The 17,515-nt window shown below is 72.0% G+C and carries 14 protein-coding genes; 4 read left to right on the forward strand and 10 right to left on the reverse strand.

The window, feature by feature from the left end:
* Positions 1 to 36: 36 nt before the first annotated feature.
* From ACZ4Z1_RS08150 to ACZ4Z1_RS08175, 6 genes are all read right to left on the reverse strand, one after another.
* Entirely contained in the window at positions 37 to 1,122 is a 1,086-nt protein-coding gene (locus ACZ4Z1_RS08150) for an NAD(P)-binding domain-containing protein (RefSeq protein ID WP_468485746.1), read from the reverse strand.
* A gap of 151 nt (positions 1,123 to 1,273) precedes the next feature.
* The gene (locus tag ACZ4Z1_RS08155; RefSeq protein ID WP_468485747.1) at positions 1,274 to 2,482 is read right to left on the reverse strand and encodes an LLM class flavin-dependent oxidoreductase; all 1,209 of its coding nucleotides are present in this window, start codon (positions 2,480 to 2,482) and stop codon (positions 1,274 to 1,276) included.
* Positions 2,479 to 3,645: an ABC transporter substrate-binding protein gene (locus tag ACZ4Z1_RS08160; RefSeq protein WP_468485748.1), complete on the reverse strand. Its 1,167-nt coding sequence runs from the start codon at positions 3,643 to 3,645 to the stop codon at positions 2,479 to 2,481. The genes ACZ4Z1_RS08155 and ACZ4Z1_RS08160 overlap by 4 nt, the downstream gene beginning before the upstream one ends.
* 75 nt (positions 3,646 to 3,720) lie before the next feature.
* Positions 3,721 to 4,479, reverse strand: a complete 759-nt coding sequence (locus ACZ4Z1_RS08165) for an ABC transporter ATP-binding protein (RefSeq protein WP_468485749.1) — start codon at positions 4,477 to 4,479, stop codon at positions 3,721 to 3,723.
* The gene (locus ACZ4Z1_RS08170) at positions 4,452 to 5,336 is read right to left on the reverse strand and encodes an ABC transporter permease (protein WP_468485750.1); all 885 of its coding nucleotides are present in this window, start codon (positions 5,334 to 5,336) and stop codon (positions 4,452 to 4,454) included. Before ACZ4Z1_RS08170 ends, ACZ4Z1_RS08165 begins: the two co-directional genes overlap by 28 nt.
* A gap of 243 nt (positions 5,337 to 5,579) precedes the next feature.
* On the reverse strand, positions 5,580 to 5,663 hold the full coding sequence (locus ACZ4Z1_RS08175) for a putative leader peptide (RefSeq protein ID WP_358970165.1): 84 nt from the start codon (positions 5,661 to 5,663) through the stop codon (positions 5,580 to 5,582).
* Positions 5,664 to 5,829: 166 nt separating this feature from the next.
* Between ACZ4Z1_RS08175 and ACZ4Z1_RS08180 the strand changes: the two genes are divergently transcribed.
* Together ACZ4Z1_RS08180 and ACZ4Z1_RS08185 are read left to right on the forward strand one after the other, a co-directional pair.
* Positions 5,830 to 6,252: a YjbQ family protein gene (locus ACZ4Z1_RS08180; protein WP_468485751.1), complete on the forward strand. Its 423-nt coding sequence runs from the start codon at positions 5,830 to 5,832 to the stop codon at positions 6,250 to 6,252.
* Between the two features lie 532 nt (positions 6,253 to 6,784).
* Positions 6,785 to 7,429: a hypothetical protein gene (locus ACZ4Z1_RS08185; protein ID WP_468485752.1), complete on the forward strand. Its 645-nt coding sequence runs from the start codon at positions 6,785 to 6,787 to the stop codon at positions 7,427 to 7,429.
* A gap of 68 nt (positions 7,430 to 7,497) precedes the next feature.
* Here the strand turns inward: ACZ4Z1_RS08185 and ACZ4Z1_RS08190 are convergent, their stop codons facing one another.
* Genes ACZ4Z1_RS08190 through ACZ4Z1_RS08200 form a run of 3 tightly spaced genes read right to left on the reverse strand, consistent with a single transcriptional unit; the run spans position 7,498 to position 12,406 of the window.
* The gene (locus ACZ4Z1_RS08190) at positions 7,498 to 8,928 is read right to left on the reverse strand and encodes an MFS transporter (RefSeq protein ID WP_468485753.1); all 1,431 of its coding nucleotides are present in this window, start codon (positions 8,926 to 8,928) and stop codon (positions 7,498 to 7,500) included.
* A complete protein-coding gene (locus ACZ4Z1_RS08195; protein ID WP_468485754.1) occupies positions 8,925 to 10,937 on the reverse strand; it encodes a PEP/pyruvate-binding domain-containing protein in 2,013 nt (670 codons plus the stop codon). The genes ACZ4Z1_RS08190 and ACZ4Z1_RS08195 overlap by 4 nt, the downstream gene beginning before the upstream one ends.
* Positions 10,934 to 12,406, reverse strand: a complete 1,473-nt coding sequence (locus tag ACZ4Z1_RS08200) for an ATP-grasp domain-containing protein (RefSeq protein ID WP_468485755.1) — start codon at positions 12,404 to 12,406, stop codon at positions 10,934 to 10,936. The genes ACZ4Z1_RS08195 and ACZ4Z1_RS08200 overlap by 4 nt, the downstream gene beginning before the upstream one ends.
* Before the next feature lie 382 nt (positions 12,407 to 12,788).
* Here ACZ4Z1_RS08200 and ACZ4Z1_RS08205 point away from each other — a divergent pair, with 382 nt between their 5' ends.
* Complete coding sequence (locus tag ACZ4Z1_RS08205) at positions 12,789 to 14,096, forward strand: PAS domain S-box protein (RefSeq protein WP_468485756.1); 1,308 nt, start codon at positions 12,789 to 12,791, stop codon at positions 14,094 to 14,096.
* Between the two features lie 74 nt (positions 14,097 to 14,170).
* Here ACZ4Z1_RS08205 and ACZ4Z1_RS08210 read toward each other — a convergent pair whose 3' ends face one another.
* On the reverse strand, positions 14,171 to 16,516 hold the full coding sequence (locus ACZ4Z1_RS08210) for an FUSC family protein (RefSeq protein ID WP_468485757.1): 2,346 nt from the start codon (positions 16,514 to 16,516) through the stop codon (positions 14,171 to 14,173).
* Between the two features lie 296 nt (positions 16,517 to 16,812).
* Here ACZ4Z1_RS08210 and ACZ4Z1_RS08215 point away from each other — a divergent pair, with 296 nt between their 5' ends.
* The gene (locus ACZ4Z1_RS08215) at positions 16,813 to 17,478 is read left to right on the forward strand and encodes a SpcZ (RefSeq protein WP_468485758.1); all 666 of its coding nucleotides are present in this window, start codon (positions 16,813 to 16,815) and stop codon (positions 17,476 to 17,478) included.
* Positions 17,479 to 17,515 lie beyond the last annotated feature (37 nt).

The following is a 17,515-nucleotide window of genomic DNA, read 5'->3' on the forward strand; positions in this document are numbered from 1 at the left end:
AGGTGACTCTCAGCGCGTCAGGCAACGCTCATTGCATCAAGCCACGGGCGTCCGCTCAGCTCCCAGCAACTGCCTGATGTCCCGCACGGCGGCGCGTCCGGCGCGGTGGGCGCCGATGGTGCTGGCAGAGGGGCCGTAGCCGACGAGGTGGACGCGGGGGTCGCGGACGGCGCGCGTGCCGTCCAGGCGGATGCCGCCGCCGGACTCGCGCAGTCCGAGAGGCGCCAGGTGGTCGATGGCGGCGCGGAACCCGCTGGCGTACAGGGTGGTGTCCGCCTCGATGGTGCGCCCGTCGGACCAGGTCGCGCCGGTCTCGGTGAGGCGGTCGAACAGCGGCAGCCGCTCCAGCACCCCGCGTGCGCGCGCCTGCCGCATCGCCTCGGTCACCGGCAAGCCTGTCACGGACACCACGCTCTGCGGCGGCAGTCCCGCCCGTACCCGTTCCTCGACCCGTGCGACGGCTGCCCGCCCCTGCTGTTCGTCGAACGGACCCTCGCGGAAGAGCGGCGGGCGGCGGGTCACCCAGGTGGTCGCGGCGGCGACCTCGGCAATCTCCATGAGCTGCTGGACGGCCGAGGTGCCGCCACCGACGACGATCACGCACTGCCCCGCGAAGTCCTGCGGCCCGCGGTAAGCGGAGCTGTGCAGCTGCCGGCCGCGGAAGGTCTCCTGCCCGGGGAAGCGCGGCCAGAAGGGCCGGTCCCAGGTGCCGGTCGCGTTGACCAGGGCCCGGGTGGCGTACGTACCTTCCGAGGTCTCCACCAGGAGCCGCCCTTCCGTACCGTCACGCACCGCCCGGGCGTCCACCGGCCGGTGCACCCGCAGCCCGAAGGTGCGCTCGTACGTGTCGAAGTACGCGCCGATCACCTCGGAGGACGGACGGTCCGGGTCGGCGCCGGTCAGCTCCATACCGGGCAGCGCGTGCATGCCGTGCACCTTCCCGTACGTCAGGGTGGGCCAGCGGAACTGCCACGCGCCGCCCGGCCGCGGCGCGTGGTCCAGCACCACGACGTCCCGGTCCGGCTCGTACCCCACCCGCCGCAGGTGGAAGGCGGCGGCCAGGCCCGCCTGCCCGGCACCGGCCACCACGACTTCGGTCTTTCGCACCCCGGTGTGGTTCATGCTTCTACCAACCTGGGCGGGGGCCGGAATCTTCCGGGTTCCGAGCGGTCTCCCCGCCCCGGGCAGGCAGCTTTGGGCCGTTCCCTCCCCAGGCAGCCCCCAGTCCGGGCAGTCTCATGGCCCGGCGGCTCTCCCGCCCCAGACAGCCCTCTCAGCGGCCCCCCGCGACCAGCAGCGGCGCCCCGCCCGGTGCGGAGGCCGGACGACGTCCGTCGGCCGCCGGGCCGCCGGCCGGCGGAGCGGAACCGGCGGGCAGCAGTCCCCGGGCGGCCAGCTCCGGCCGTACGCCCTCGCCGAACCAGTACGCCTCCTCCAGATGCGGATAGCCGGACAGCACGAAGTGCTCGATGCCGAGGGAGTGGTACTCCTCGATCCGGTCGGCCACCTCAGCATGGCTGCCGACCAGCGCCGTCCCCGCCCCGCCGCGTACGAGCCCCACACCCGCCCAGAGGTTCGGCGCGATCTCCAGCTTGTCCCGGGAACCGCCGTGCAGGGCCAGCATCCGCTGCTGGCCCACCGACTCGCTCCTGCCCAGCGCCTGCTGCGCGGCGGCCACGGTGTCCGCGTCCAGATCGCCCAGCAGCCGGTCCGCCGTGGCCCACGCCTCCTTCGCCGAGTCGCGCGAGATGGTGTGCAGCCGGATGCCGAAGCGGACCGTACGCCCTTCCTTCGCGGCGAGGCCCGCTATCCAGTCGATCTTCTGCTTGACCTGCTCGGGCGGCTCGCCCCAGGTGAGATACACATCGACGTTACGGGCGGCGACCGGCCCGGCGGCCCCTGACGAACCGCCGAAGAAGATCTCCGGGAGCGGGTCCGGCGGCAGGGCGGTCAGACCGCCCTCCACCTGGTAGTGCTCCCCGTGGAAATCGAACGGGGCGCCGCCCCACACCCCCCGTACCACCTGTAGGAACTCATCCGTACGGGCATAACGCCGGTCGTGGTCCAGCGCGTCACCGAACCGCCGCTGCTCGGTGGAGTCCCCGCCGGTCACCACGTTCAGCAGCAGCCGGCCCCCGGAGATCCGCTGGTACGTGGCGGCCATCTGCGCCGCCAGCACCGGCGAGATCACCCCGGGCCGGAAGGCCACCAGGAACTTCAGCCGGTCGGTGACCTGGGTGAGAGCCGTCGTGGTCAGCCAGGCGTCCTCGCACCACGTCCCCGTCGGCGTGAGGACCGCCTCGAAGCCCAGGTGTTCGGCGGCCTTGGCGATCTGCGCCAGATAGTCGATGTCGGGCGCCCGCACACCGCTGACCGGGGTGATGCGGTCGCGCCGGACACCGCCGTCGGTGTACGCGTGCCGGTCGACGAGGGTACGCCCGTCACCGCCGGTCGGCAGGAACCAGTGAAGATGCACGGTCACGATGTTGAGCCGGCCTTTCCTTGAGAGCCATGAGCATTTCCAGAGCCTTGGGAACCTTCAGAGGCGGGGGCGCCCTCGGGCCCATAGGTACGCGGCGCCGTGCTCGAAGGCGGCAGGCTGCCGTTGAAACGGGTGTCGACGAAGGACGAGAAGTCGAAGCGGCCGGGGATCAGCTTCAACGCGGCGAAGGTGTCGGCGATCCGCTGCTCGGAGGCGACGGCCGGCCGGTCCAGGGCCACCGTCACCGCCGTACCCCGCGTACGTCTGACCGCTGCCAGGGCCACGTCCCGGGGCAGGCCGGTCTCCGCGGCCCACACCCGCGCGAAGGCGTCCGGATGCCGGTGGACCCAGTTCTGCGCCCGCCGCAGCCGGCCGACGTAGTCCTTGAGTGCCGCCGACTTCTTCGCGTCGTCCAGGGCGGCGGGCGCGGCGACCTGGAAGCTGAGACCGTTGACGACACCCTCGCCGGTGGTCAGGACCCGGGCGTCCGTCCGGCCGAGGGCCTGCGAGGTGTACGGGTCCCACACCGCCCAGGCATCCACCCTGCCCCGGATGAACGCGGCCAGCGCGTCGGCCGGCTGGAGGTGGTTCAGCGTGACGTCCTTCGGCGACAGCCCGGCCTTCCGCAGGGAGGCGACGAGCTGGTAGTGCGCGGAGCTGCCCTGCGCCACCGCGATCGACTTTCCCTTCAGCTGCGCGGGCCGCGTGATCGGCGAGTCCTTCTTCACGAGGACCGTCTCCCCCGCGGAGGAGCCGTGCGTCGCAGCGATCACCTTGAACTTCGAGTTCGCCGCCGCGGCGAAGACGGGCGGCGTGTTGCCGACCGCGCCGACGTCCACGGCCCCGGCGTTGACCGCCTCCAGCAGCGGCGGACCGGAGGTGAAGGTCGACCACTGGATCCGGTAGGGCAGGTCCTTCAGCTCCCCGGCCGCCCGCAGAACCGCCTCCGAACCCCCTTTCTGGTCACCGGCATTGAGCGTCACCGACCCCTTGCCGTCCGTCCCGCCACGCGTCCCGCCCCCGCTCCCCGAACCGCCGGCCCGGGACGCCCCACCGCACGCGGCGAGCGACAGGAGGAGGGGGAGCAGGAGGGCAGGGAGCAGCAGAACGATCGGGGAGCGGCGCCGTGGAGTGGGTGGAAGCTGCCGGTGACGCGAATCCATACGAGGTCCGTTTCGTAGCTTCTTGATGTGTGCGCGGTGTGTGTGGTGTGCGCGGGATCAGGGTGCGTCGGGGGATCAGCTCTCCACCCCCAACCGGTCCAGCAAACGGGCGCGCAGGGCGGCGAACCCGGGACCGGTGACCTCGCGCGGACGCGGCAGGCCGACCTCGCTCTCGTACGCGATCACGCCGCCCTCCATCACCAGCACGCGGTCGGCGAGCAGCAGGGCTTCCTCCACGTCGTGCGTGACCAGCAGCACCGCGCAGCCGCGCTCCTGCCACAGTTCGGCCACCAGCTTCTGCGCCTTGATGCGCGTCAGCGCGTCCAGCGCGCCGAACGGCTCGTCCAGCAGCAGCAGATCGGGTTCGCGTACCAGCGCGCGGGCCAGGGACGCCCGCTGTGCCTCGCCGCCGGACAGCGTCTTGGGCCAGGCGTCCGCACGGTGCCCGAGGCCGACCTCCGCCAAGGCCCGTTCCGCCACGCCGCGTTCAGGACTGCCCGGCAACCCGAGCACTACGTTGCGCCACACCCGCTTCCACGGCATCAGGCGAGGCGCCTGAAAGGCGACGGCCTTACGCCGCGGCACCAGCACCTGCCCCTCGATCTCCCGGTCCAGCCCGGCGAGCACCCGCAACAGCGTCGACTTGCCGCAACCACTACGCCCGAGCAACGCCACGAACTCGCCCGGCGCCACATCCAGCCGCAGCCCGTCGATGACGGCCCGGCCCCCGAAGGTACGCCCGAGCCCCCGCACCCGTACGGCAGCATTCCCTGACGCCTCCCCTCCCGCTTCTCCCGCCTTTTCCCTCACTGCCCGGTGAACGTCGGTCGCCATTGCAGCAGCAGCCTTTCGAGAGTGCGGACGATGAAATCGGCGAGCAGCCCGAGGGCCGCGTACACCACCAGGCAGACCACGATCACATCGGTACGGAAGAACTCCCGGGCCTGGTTCATCAAAAACCCCAGCCCGTCATCGGCGTTGACCTGCTCGCCGAAAACGAGCGCCAGCCAGGCGGTGGCGAGCGAATAGCGCAGCCCCGTCATGGCGCCCGGCAACGCCCCCGGCAGTACGACATGCCGGATCAGCCCCCAACGCCCCAGCCCCAGCGACGTACCGGCCTCCACCAAATGCGCGTCCACACCCCTGATCCCGGCGTACACATTCAGATACAGATGAAAAGCCACACCGAGCGAAATCAACGCGATCTTCGGCGCCTCACCGATGCCCAGCCAGATGATGAACAGCGGGACAACACCCACCCACGGGACGGACCGCAGCATCTGCACCACAGGATCGACGAGGTCCTCGCCCGCCCGGGACAGCCCGGACGCCAACGCCAGCACCACCCCGGTGACCGCGCCCACGACCAATCCGACGGCGACCCGTTGCAGCGACACGGACATCGCCGAGGGCAGCGTCCCGTCGCTCACCAGCGTCCCCGCCGTACGGGCGATGGTCCCCGGCGAGGCGAGAATGTCACTCTCCAGCACCCCGCTCGCGCTCAGCACCTGCCACAAGGCGAGCAGCGACACCGGCACGACGGCCCGGCGCAGCCACCGCGGCACGCTGCGGCGCCGGGCCGACACCGGCACCACGGGAACGAGCTCCGGCCCGGTACGGGACGGCCCGGCCACCGCCCGCCCAGCACGAGGCGGCGCGACGCCGGGTGACGCGACCTGATCAACAGTCATGAGCACTCCAACTCAAAGAGCGGCAGCAGCCCCCTCCCGCGGCGCGGCAGCGCAGCACGGCGTACGCGCCACGACTGCACCGGGCCGGACGTACGACAAGGGAAGGGACACACCGAGAACACGCCGGGCGGCGCCGGCGCCGGGAACCATCAGAAGACCGCCGCCGCCCCGATCAGCGGCACGCACGGCGTCGGCGACATCGGGAATGCCGACCGGGCATGAAGCGTCAGCGACGCGAAGACATCAGCACCCGCGGCGACACGCGGAGGACGCCACCCGCAGCAGGTCGATGTGACCGCGCGTGGTGAGCCGGGCTGACGTAGACATGTCGCAGAACGTAGCGGCGCACCTGAAGGCGGGTCAAACACCGTCTCGCCTGCCGGACCATTGTTGCGCGGGCATTGCAGGCGAGACGGGTGAGCCGTACGGGTCGGGTGCGGTCCCGCCCGCCGGCGTGTCGGGTTCAGCAGACCGAATCTGAGAGGATCGGGATATGGCTGCAAGTTTCACGACGCGCGAGATCGACGTCAGGACCGGCTCACAGGAAGTGGTCTACGACCTGACCCGTGAGTGCACGTCCTTCCTGCGGGAGGTCGCCCACGGCCAGGACGGGCTCCTCAATGTGTTCGCGCCCCACGCGACCATGGGCGTGGCCTTGATCGAGACCGGAGCCGGCAGCGACGACGACCTGCTGGCCGCTCTCCAGGACCTCCTCCCGGCCGACGACCGCTGGCGCCACCAGCACGGAAGCCCCGGCCACGGCCGTGACCACGTCCTGCCCGCCCTGGTACCGCCGCATGCCACGCTGCCCGTCGTCGACGGCGAGCTGGCACTGGGCACGTGGCAGTCGGTCTGCCTGGTCGATCTCAACAAGGACAACCCTCATCGGCAGGTGCGGTTGTCGTTCCTTGGCTGAGGGGGCGGCCCACCGGCGGAACCGGGTGTGCGGCGTGGCTCACGGACCATACCGTTCGGGTATGTCCCGCCAAGCTGTCCCGGCGCGGAACTTCCATACGATCCCGATGAGCAGGGGTGCGGTCGTTCAGCCGCTTCCTTCCCGGCAACGACTCGTGCGGTAGCGGCCGGAGGAACTTCCTCTCGGTGTCCGGCAGTTCATGTCGACCTATGACCCGGCCTGGGCGGGAGCCGGTTCGAGGTGCCCCCGCCGGGCCAGCGTCGAGCCGACGACCGCTGCCATCACGCCGAGTGTGGCGTAGATGAGCGTGACACCAGGCATGCGGGAGTCCCGGCGGGCCTGGCCCCCCGCCGGGACCTGCGAGGGTGAGTGGCGCGTGCCGTTCAGGGGTATGGCGGGAAGCAGCGATGACGGGGGAGAGGGTCTCTTCCGGGTGTGCGAGGGGCCGTAGGGGCGCTTCGCACATCTGTTTGTCACGCAGCTGGCATGGGCGCGTCCTCGTGACGCGTCGAAGAGGAAGGCGCCGAACGCCATGCAGAGAACCCCCTCCCGTGGTTTCTTCCGTACCGGTCTCGCGTTGTCGGCCGCCGGGGTGGCGTCGGCCGTGCTGGGCACTGCGGCGAGTGCGGCCGTGCCCGCGGACGTGTCGCACGGCGTTCCGGTCGGGGCGCGGACACCGTCGGCGCGCGGCTGCGCCATCGTCTACTTCGATCTGGGCGAGACCCTGGTGCACACGGCCGCGGACTCCAGCATCAGCTATCTGCCGGGCGCGGCCGCATACCTGCGCACATTGCGGGAGCGGCACATCAAGGCCGGGCTGATCACCAACGTGCCGTCCTCGTGGGGCAAGACGGACGCCGAGCGCGCTGCCGCCCTGAAGAGGGAAGTCGACGGCGCATGGAAGGGGCCCGTCCCCTTCGCCTGGGAGGACTTCGGCGACCGGATCCTCACCCCGCGCACCGAGGCGGAGCGCAAGCCGGCGCCCGTCCTCTGGAAGCGCGCCAAGGCCCAGGCACACGGCTGTCGCCTCGTCTACGAGGCCGAGAACGCCAAGGAGACGTACGTGGCGGCCTCCCTCGGTTACGTGGCCTATCGGGTCGGACGGCCCTACCGTCCCGCCTACCTCCCGGTCGGAGTGGTCGAGCACCTGGCGCACGGCTACCGCCGGCCCGCTTGAACAGTTGCGTGTGCGCCGCCTGCGCCCGTACGCCCGCGCTCCGAGGTGGGCGCGGGCGTACGCCTGTCCTAAACGGGGGCTTTGGGATGAGCGTCCGGCGTGCCGGACGCCGCGCTTCCCGGATGCCGTCGACGGGAGCCCGGCTCCTCTGCCGCCTCAGAAGCCGGCCGCTCCGCCGCCTCCAGGGCCGCAACCCCCTCCGTCATCCCATCCGCACCGCGCCGCGTCCTGGCGCTGCGCAGGACCAGTTGGAAGGCGGCGAGCAGCACCGCGGTCGCCAGGGCGCTGTGCCAGAGCAGGGCGTCCAGGTGCCCTGCGGAGAGATAGGCGCCCACGGCGACGGCCGCCAGTGCGCACACCGCGCGGTCCACGATCGACTCGACCGACAGCAGCGTCGCCCGTGGGGCGCCGGCCGGCACGGCGTCGTTGACCAGCTTGCGCTGGATGGGATAGGCGAAGCCGGCCGCGGCGGCGAACACGCAGAGGAGAGCGACGACCGCCCAGGGCCCGCCGAGGGTGATGCCCGCCAGGGTGCCCGCGAGGACGAGGCTGAGGACGGAGACCCAGGCCACCGGTGACAGGCGGCGGCCCAGCCACTGGGGGCGTGCCGAGCCCACGGCCTCCGCCACCGTCATGGCGGCGAGTACCCCGCCGTGCGCGGACTCGCCGATGCCGTGGTCGAGCAGGATCGGCTGGAAGAGGTTGACCTGGCAGATCCTGGACAGGGTGAACACGGCCACGCCCTGCACCATGACCAGCGCCAGCCATGGCGAGGAGACGACGCAGCGCAGCGCGGCCTTCGCGTCGCCCAGCGAGGTGCCGCGCCCGCCCCGTGGTGTCCGGGGCTCTCCGGTCCGGCCCGGCGAGGTCGTAGCGCGTACCTTGGAGGGCGTTGCCGATCGGGGCAGGGCGATGACGCAGATCAGGGAACCCGCCGCACTCAGGGCGCTCAGGAGGTACGGGGCCGGGTGGACTAGGGTCATCAGCGGCCCGACCAGGGGCCAGCACAAGATCTTCGCGGCGAGTCCGAGTGCCCGGGCGGTCCCCTCCGCCTTGAGGTAGTGCTCCTCGCACCGCTCGGCGCGCAGTCCGTCGTACAGGTAGGCGCTGGCCGCGCCCGAAGTGAGCGAGCGGCCGGCGGCGATGGCGAGGAAGTGGACGAGGAATCCGGTGTACGAGGAACTGACCACCGGGGCGAGATTCGCCGCCGTCATCACGACGGCGCCGGCCCGCAGGCAGTTGCGGGTACCGATACGGTCGGCGATCAGCCCGGTCGGGATCTCGAAGAGGCAGAAGGCCACGTAGTAGATGCTCTGGATACCGAAGATCTGCCCGTCGGAGAGTCCGGCGTCCTTCTGGTAGGCGTAGAACACCGGCATCCACCACAGCAGGTTGAACAGCAGCTGGAAGCCGTAGTTGAGCCGGATGATGCGGCGGGCGGTGCCGGTCAGGGGCGTGGCCGCGGGCCGCGCGGCGGAGCGCGGGAGGCGGGGGCTCACAGCGCGTAGGGGCGGATCTGGACCAGGCGGAAGTCGCCCTGGTCGGTCAGCAGCCACTCGATGTCCAGAGGGTGGTCCACGTCGGGCGCGCTGAAGTGGGACTGGAGCAGCCGGCCGGTCAGGGACAGGTCCGCGAGCCGGGCCCGCGTGGCGGCGGGCAGCCCCTCGCTCCAGGAACCGAGGGCGACGGTGCGCCCGCCGCCCTCGACGGTGTTGTAGAGGTACTGCTGCGGCAGCACCTCTCCCTCGACGACCTGTTCGGGCGAGCCCGGCGAACAGTTGAGGTAGATGTTGCGGAAGTCCTCCCGCCGGGTGGGGTCGCAGGTCACCAGGACGCCGCCGAGCGCGGCGGGGACGTACTCCTGGATGATCACGCCCATGTAGGTGTCGTCCAGGGATATGCCCACCTGGTGGCGCAGCCGCACACTGCGCGGCGAGAGCAGGGAGGCCCACACCTGCCGCACGGCGTCGAGGAGTTCGCCGGTGCCGCGGACGGTGGTGACGGAGTCGTAGACACCGGCCGCTGAGAAGCCCGGCAGGTCCTCGGCGTTGGAGGAGGAGCGCACCACGAGGCGGCCGCCCGCGGCGAGCGGGGCGGGGAAGGCCCGGGTGATCTTCCCGGCGACGGAGTCGGGCATCGCGGTGTGCCGGATCAGGTGCTGGATCTGCAGGCAGAGCGAGTCGAGGACGTCCATGGCGTCGAGTTCGAGCGCCATCTTGAGCTTGCCGATGCCTTGCTGGAGTGCCGGGGAGGAGGTGAGGAAACGGTGCAGGAGGGAGAACGGCAGGGCCACACCCTCGGGGGCCTCGACGGTGGCGGCCACGAAGGAGGCCGCCGCCGCGCGGAGTTCGGTGGCGGAGGGCGCGCTCAGGCCGAGCCGGGTCGCGAGGTGCCCGTACAGGTTCTTACGGGGCGGGCGGGGGCGGCCGTAGAACGCGGTGAGGTCGGCCGTGCGGCTGTCGAGCACGTGGTGCAGCTCTCCGAGGTTGGCCGCCTTGGTGCCGTAGCGCTCCCGGTCGTCGCTGCGCAGCCGGTGCAGGGAGAGTACGGGCGCGTCCTCCAGGAGCGGTGGTTCCAGACGGATGCGCTGTTGGTGCCAGGCAGGGGCCCGCAGTTCGGGGGCCTGCTCCAGCCGCTCCAGGGTGATTTCGTCCTCGCGGACCCGGTAGCGGACCCAGGCCCCGTTCAGACCGTTCTTCTCGACGAGCTGGTCCAGGTCGCGGACGATCGCGTTGGGGATGCCCCATCCGGAGGCGAGGACGTTGGTGTGGGACAGCGGGGTGATGGGCGCGGTGTTGATGAACCCGGCCACCCTCCGCACGCCGTCCGGCAGGCAGGGCATGGCGACGATGTCCGACCAGCCGAGCCCGCCGGCGGCCGCCTCGTACTCCGCCACGGTCCGGAAGCAGCGCAGCCGGCCCGTGGCTTCCCCGGCATTGAGCGGCACGCGGACCCGGGAGCCGAAGAGTTCGTGACCGAGAATGCGCGGCACCCGCTGCTCGCTGACCGACGCCAGTGCCTCCTCCTGGCCGTGGTTGGCGGGCTTGAGCAGGAGCGGCAGCCTGCCGTCGACGCGTTCCCGGACGAAGGCGTAGAAGAACTCCAGCAACTCCCCGTGCATGGTGTCGGCCTCGGTCGTCTCCAGCACGAGGAAGGTACGCTCGCGGCCCTCCCGGTCCTCGTCGGTGTGCAGGGACAGCACCCCGAGCAGGAAGCGGCGCTCGGGGTCCATGTAGACGGACGCGTTGAACGCGTCCAGTCGGGCATCGAGTTCGCCGAGGTCCATGCCGAGGACACGGGTGGCCACGTAGTTCACGTGGAAGGGGTGTGCGGCCGTGTCGAGCAGGTGCCAGGTGGCCTCGGCGCGGTCGACGACGACCTTCAGGTACGGGTGGCCTGCCAGGACCCCGGACAGCGTACGGAACAGCGGCAGCGAGAGGTTCTCACCGACGACCGTGCGGTCGGTCGCGGGATCCGCGACGCTGACGGGTAGCTGAGTGGTGGTCATACGGCGACTCCCTCGGACGGTGCGGCCGGCCGGAGGTGCGGGCGGGCGGGGGATGGAGACGGTGCGGCCGTCGACCGGGACCGGGCGGCCGGGGGCCCGGTCCGGGGCGCGGCGGGTACGGCGGGCGGCAGTACGTCGGGCAGCGCGTCCACCAGAGCCGTGAAGTCACGGAGCACGGTGCGCGCGTCGGCGGCGGAGAGCAGGCACAGGGCCGCCATCGTGTTGGCCCCGCCGGCGGGGTCGTAGACCGGCACGGTGCTGCCGTCGGGCAGGGAACTCTCCGGTACCACCGAGAGCGTGCTGCCCTCGCTCAGCGCGACGGTCTCCTTCACCACGGGGAAGTCCCACAGCCTGCGGTCCCGCCAGGCATCGCCGTGGCCGTCCACCGCGAGGACGACGAGGGAACCCGCGGCGCCCCGTGCCTGCTTCGGGCCGAGGACCCGCTCGGGCCAGGCGACCGGGCGGCCCAGGAGGTGGTCCACGAGCATGCCGACGACGTCGAGCCCGAACACCTCCTCGATCTGCGGGACGGTCATCGCGCCGCCGAACCGGGCGGCCGTCTCGATCAGCCACATGCGCCCGTCGGCGCCGAGCTTGATCTCGGTGTGGGTGCCGCAGTCGCGCAGGCCGAGGGCGTCGACGGCCTCCCGGGCCAGCTCTACGACGCGGTCCTGGAGGTCCGTGGGAAGCGACGCGGGGGTGATGCCGGCGCGCTCGGTGAACGGCCGCACCGTCGGCATCCGGCCGCTGACGCAGACCGGCCGGAAGACGCCGCCGGTCACCACGCCCTCGACGCTGACGTAGTCGCCCCAGCCGGGCTCGTCGAACCAGCCCGCGGTGTCGCCGGTCACGATCTCCTCGACCACGAAGTGGCCCGCCGCCTCGGCCACATGGAGTTCGGCGTAGCCCAGCCGGGCGGACAGGGCCATGGTCTCGCGCGAGCGCCGCCAGGCGGCGTCGGCCTCCTGTGGGGATCCGATGATCTGATGGGCGGTGGAGCCGGCGCTCCAGGCCGCCTTGAGCAGCAGAGGAGCGGTCAGGGCGGCGACGGCCTCGTGGAGGTCGGCCTGCGTGGTGACGGGACGGAACGCGGGCTGCGGCAGGCCGTGCCGGTGCCAGGTGTGCCGCATCATCCGCTTGTCGCGGGCGAGCGCGGCGGCGTCTCCCGCCCCGGCGAGGCCGAGCGCCTCACACGCCTCGGCGACGGCCACGACCGCGTACTCGGAGAAGGTGAGAACCGCGTCCGCGCCGACCGCTTCGGCTCGCGAGACGATCAACGAGACCAGGTCGGACCGCTCCGCGTCGGTGGGCAGCATGACGGAGGCGCACAGATGTCCCGCGGACGCGGTGACCGCCGGCGCAAGCTCGCTGAGCGCCAGCAGGTGCACGTCCGCCCTCGCGGCTGCCCGGGACAGGACATGGCCGAGCGGCGGACCACCCTTGGCGTGCACCAACAGCACCGTGCTCACTGAAGTTCGTCTCCCATCACTTGTCTGTTCGCTCGTCCGTCCGGGGCCTCGGGCCGTGGACCGGCCCCGCTGCCCGGCCTGGCGCCGCTCGCCGGGCGTGACCGGGACGCAGCGACGCAACCCGCGTAGAACACGTCGGGTAACCGGCGGCACACACAAGGGAATCAGAAGGCGGGGGCCGGAAGTGCCGCCGGAGGCAGGTGCCAATCAGGCAAATGCCAAAGTCGTGGACATCGTTGGAGTGCGCGCGAAGGCTGTGGATCACCTATGGCAAGCTGCCCCGGGGACGCGCTCACGTATCGCAGTCGGCCGATAACCGAGCATGGCCGGACTCGACATGGGATAGGCATCGCCATGTCACCTCCCGCCGCCCGGTGGGAACATGGACGGAAAGGCCGTCGTGGACGATCCCGCTCTCAGAGCACTGCTGGAGCACCTCCCCGTGTCCTGGTGGGAGGCCGACGAGCAGGGGCGCATCGTGGAGCGGGGCGGCGGGGCCTTCGCCGATCTGCCCACCGCGCAACGCTTCCTGGACCGCGCGCGCCAAGAGTTGTGCGCCCCGGGAGACGCCCTCGAAGACAGCCACCGCCTGGTCCAGTTCGACGGCCGGGCCTTCAACGTGAGATGGCCCCAGGACGGGAGACGGGGCTGGACGCGCGGGCTCGCGATGGAGGCCGGTGCGCAGTCCGCCGGCGGCCGGCCGTACGCCGCTTTCGCGGACTTCGCGGACTTCGCTCCGGCCGCGGCCTTCCTCCGCGACCACGAAGGCCGCTACCTATGGGCCAATCACGCCTACGCGCATCTTTACGGCACCACGCCGGAGCAGGTCGTCGGCAGCCGTATCGAAGACCTCGACACCCCCTCCGACGCCGCTCAGTTCCGGGCTCTGGACCAGGAGATCCTCCGCCGCGGCAAGCCGGTCCGCCACCACCTGCGCTACCACCGCTCGGACGGAAGCACGGGGCAGGCGGCCGGCCATCGCTTCCCGGCCCAGGAGAACGGCCGGACCTGTGTGGCCGGGATCTATGTCGACATCACCGACCACGTCCGCGCGACGAGCCAGCGCCAGGAGGCCGAGGAGAATCTGCGCGCGCTGCGGGACCACAGCGGTCTGCCCTGCGCGCTGCTCTCGGTCAGCGGCCGTATCGAACAGGCGGGTACGGCCGCCGCCGAACTGTTCCGGACACGCCTGTCCGACCTCGTCGGCCGTCGTGCGCACACCCTGCTCGCCGCCACTCCCGACCTGCGCCCCCTGCGTCGCGCCTGGGAGGGGCTGATCACCCGCCGCATCAGGCGGGCGGAGACCTCCGCCGTACTCCTCGACAGCGAGGGGCGCCAGCGCCGCGCGCAGCTCCACCTGACCACGGTGAGCGGGCCCGCCGGCCGCGTCGCGCACGTGTGGGCCGTCGTCACCGACCAGAGCATCGCCCACGAGGCCCACCCGCCGCTCACCGCCGCGCAGGTCCGCATACTGTCCCTCCTCGCGGGCGGCAGCACCAACGGCGAAATAGCCACCTCGCTGAAGCTCTCCCGGCAGGCGGTCGACTACCACCTCAGCCGGCTCCGGGACCTGCTGGGCGCCGAGACCAGGCCCGCCCTCGTCGCCCGTGCCTACGTCCTCGGCATCCTCGCCCCCCGCGCCTGGCCCCCGCGCCCGGCCGCGACCCGTGACCCGCTCAGCCCACGCTGAGATGCGCGGTCGCACCGGTGGCCGGGGGCTCGGCCGCCGGGACGCGGCGAAGCCGGCTGCTTGCCGGCATCGCGTCAGGCCCGCGTCGACTCCGCCCCTCGCCGCTCCCCGCTCTTGCCCTTCCCTTCCGGCCGCCCCGCCACCGGCACTCCCAGCGGCCGTGCCAGGCCCGAGACGCCTTCGTCCAGGCGCTGGAGATGCCGGAGGACCCGGTAGGTGACCGTGCCGGGGTTCGGGGCGCCGGAGCCGTCGGATTCGAGGAGGGAGATGATGGTGGCGCCGGAGGTGACCTTGGCGTCGGTCTTGGTGCCGCGTACGTGGGCGGTGATGGTTTCTATGTTGTGGGCGATGCGGCGGCCGACGCGTTCCAGGCGGGGGTCGGCGGCGATGGTCTTGCTGTAGGGGAGCAGTTCGGCGGTGGCCGCCAGGGAGCGGGCGTGGTAGGCGCTGGTTTCCAGGAGGGCGACGAGGTAGCGGACGGTCTGGCGGCGTACGCGGAGCGGGCTGATCGGGTGGGTCAGCGGGCGGGTGGAGGCGCGCAGTTCGTCCAGGGCGGTGTCCAGGTCGCGGGAGAGGCCCAGCAGGTCGGCGGCGGGGGCGCCGCTGAGCTGGTCGACGGAGGCGGAGACGACCTCGTCGAGTTTGGTCAGGACGGTGCCGAGGAGGTCGTCGGTGCGCCGGTCGGTGTGGACGGGCAGGACGACGGCGGCGGCGATGATGCCGCAGGCGGCGCCGAGGGCGGTCTCCTCGATGCGCAGGATGAGGACGTCGAGGCTGTAGGTGTTCAGGAGGGTGTAGAGCAGGCCGAGCATCGCCGTGACGAAGAAGGACATCAGGGCGTAGGAGAGGGGGGCAGTGAAGAACATGGCGAAGACGAAGAGGAGGATCAGCGCGAACGCCGTCCAGGTGTGGTTGCCGACCAGGCCCGCGAGCCCGACCCCGGCGACCACGCCGAGGACCGTACCGAGCAGCCGCCGGTAGCCCTTGATGATGATCTCGCCCGTCGAGGCGGTGTTGAGGAAGACGACCCAGCAGGTCAGCACGGCCCAGTACCAGCGCTGGGAGGACAGGAACTCGCCGCCGATGATGGCGAGCGTGGAGCCCACCGCGATCTGGAACGCGGCCCGGGTGGTGGGGCGCTGGAGGCCCTTGCGGTCGTCCTCCTCGGGCTCATCGGCGCCGCCGGCCAGCGCGACGTCCTCGGCGTCGAACTCCTCACGGGAACGGGTCGTCGCGGGCGTGTCGTCGGACTCGTCCTGCGGCCCGTCCAGCGCGAGCCGCAGGCCCAGTACGGAGCGGGCGGCCTCACCGATGCCGCGGAAGACGTCCTGGACGGCGATCGAGGCGCGCGGCAGGTTGTCCTCGTCGCGGTAGCCGAGCAGCCGGTTGCGTACGTGGGCGACGGCCGTGCCGGGCTGGTCGGACGCCCCCCGGGACACCAGCAGGTGCAGGGCGTTGAGGTCGCGGCGCAGGGTGACGGTCGCGGCGTCCTCGGCCGGCATCTCGTTCTTCGCGGTCGGCAGCGGCGCCTGCGGCAGGTGGAGGGTGAGGGTGTCCGCGCGCTCGGCGGTGCGCGCGTTGAGCAGCAGGACGCCCAGCCGTTCGGTGGCGATCTCGGCGTCGGCGATACGGCGTTGCAGCAGCGCGGCGCCGGCCGCGTCGCGGGTCCCGTCCTCCAGCCGGCCCTGGATCATCAGCGCCGACTCGTGCAGTCGCGCGGTGTGCCGCCGCAGGTCGTCGAGGACCTTGTCGAGCTGTTCGGGGCGGGCGTCCAGCAGCTCGATGTGGGTGGCGACCAGCTGGGCGACCCGGGCCCGGAACGCGCCGCGCAGCCACCGCAGGATGCGCTGCGGCGTCTCCGGTACGACGGTGAAGCGGACGACGGCGCTGCACGCGAAGGCGATGGCCAGGGTCAGTGCGAGGACGGGCAGGGCGGAGACGGTGGCGCCGACGAAGAGGGAGACGAAGTAGGTCTGGAAGCCGATCAGGCCCAGGGCGGTGCCGCGGTCGCCGAAGCGGCGGCAGTAGACGGCGCCGAAGATGAGGGCGACGAAGAAGACGTCGCCCGCGATGACCTGGCTGTGCAGCAGCGCGCCGAGGGAGATCGCGGCGAGCGCCACGGGGAGGCCGAGCGCGAGGGTGACCGCCTGGCCGCGTACCTGCTTCTCCTTGATCGCGAAGGTGGCGACCATCGCCGTCATGGCGCCCGCGACCAGGTGCGTGACGTCGGTGCCGACCACGGCCAGGACCACGAGGGTGAGCGCGATCGCCGCCACCGTCCGCAGCCCCGCCATCAGCCGCAGCAGTCCGGGGTCGGACGCCGCGAATCGGTCCCACACGCCGGTCAGGCTCCGTCGTATCACTGCCCCCACGCTGTCGTACTCTCCCGTCTCTGCCGTGAACTGCCAACGCTTCAGCATCCCATGGCCGGAAAATGTCCGGCGGCGGTTACGGGGGCCGGCTGGTGTTTGTGGCGGGGTTGTGACGATCCTCGGAAATGTGCCGACAGCGTGCCGGGATACGGTGAGGTCCCCTGCGAAGGTAAGAGGAGAGGCTGATGAGCTCGTCGCCGGTCGCCGCTGAGGCGTATTCGTGTTTTCGCGCGCAATGGGAAGCCGGTGGGGCCGGTCGGGCGGGCGGGACCGGTGGGGCCGGTACGGGCGGTGACGGCCCGGGGAGCGGGGGCGGGCCGGGCGCGCCCGCGTGGCTGACGCAGATGGCTGAGGCGCTGTTCGACGGGCAGGACGCCGGGGTGGCCGAGGGCTGGGCGCGGCGGGTGTTCGCCGAGGTGGAGCGCCTAGGGGGACAGGTGCCGCTGGATGTGGTGCACGACTGGCAGGTGCGTACGGCGCTGCCGGCGCTGGTGGCGGCGAGCGTCCGGCGCGGCGGTACGGGCGCGGCGCTGGAAGCCGTACGCGCGTTGCACGAGCGGGCGCGGGCGGGGGACCGGGCCACGGAAAGCGAGTGGGCCGCGGCGCTGGAACCGGCGTTGCGGGAGGTTTACCGGCTCGCTTATGCCTATGCCGACGCCTTCGCCACGGCGGCGGCCAATGCCCGTGCTTATGCGGCGGCCAATAATTACGGCGAGGAGAAGACCGCGGAGTTCGCGGAGTATTACGCGAAGCTCAACACCGGTGCCAATGCACGGTCGTTCGCCGACGCCCACGCGCTCGCGAATTCACGGGCGTCGGCGGCCGCGTACGCGGGCGAGGACGCGCGGGCCGCCGCCGAGGCGTACCTGGGCGCGTACGTCCATGCCTGCGCCCTGGCCGAGGCCAACCGGGAGGTGGCCGACGGGCAGGAGGACGAGCGGCGGCGGGCGGCGTACGGGCGGCTCGCGGAGGGGCTGGCGGACAGTCTGGCGAGGGCGGCAGCGGCCTGAGCTGTAACGGTTCTCCGCCCCGGGGCCCGGTGCCCCG

The organism is Streptomyces sp. NPDC030165 (genome assembly GCF_055573595.1).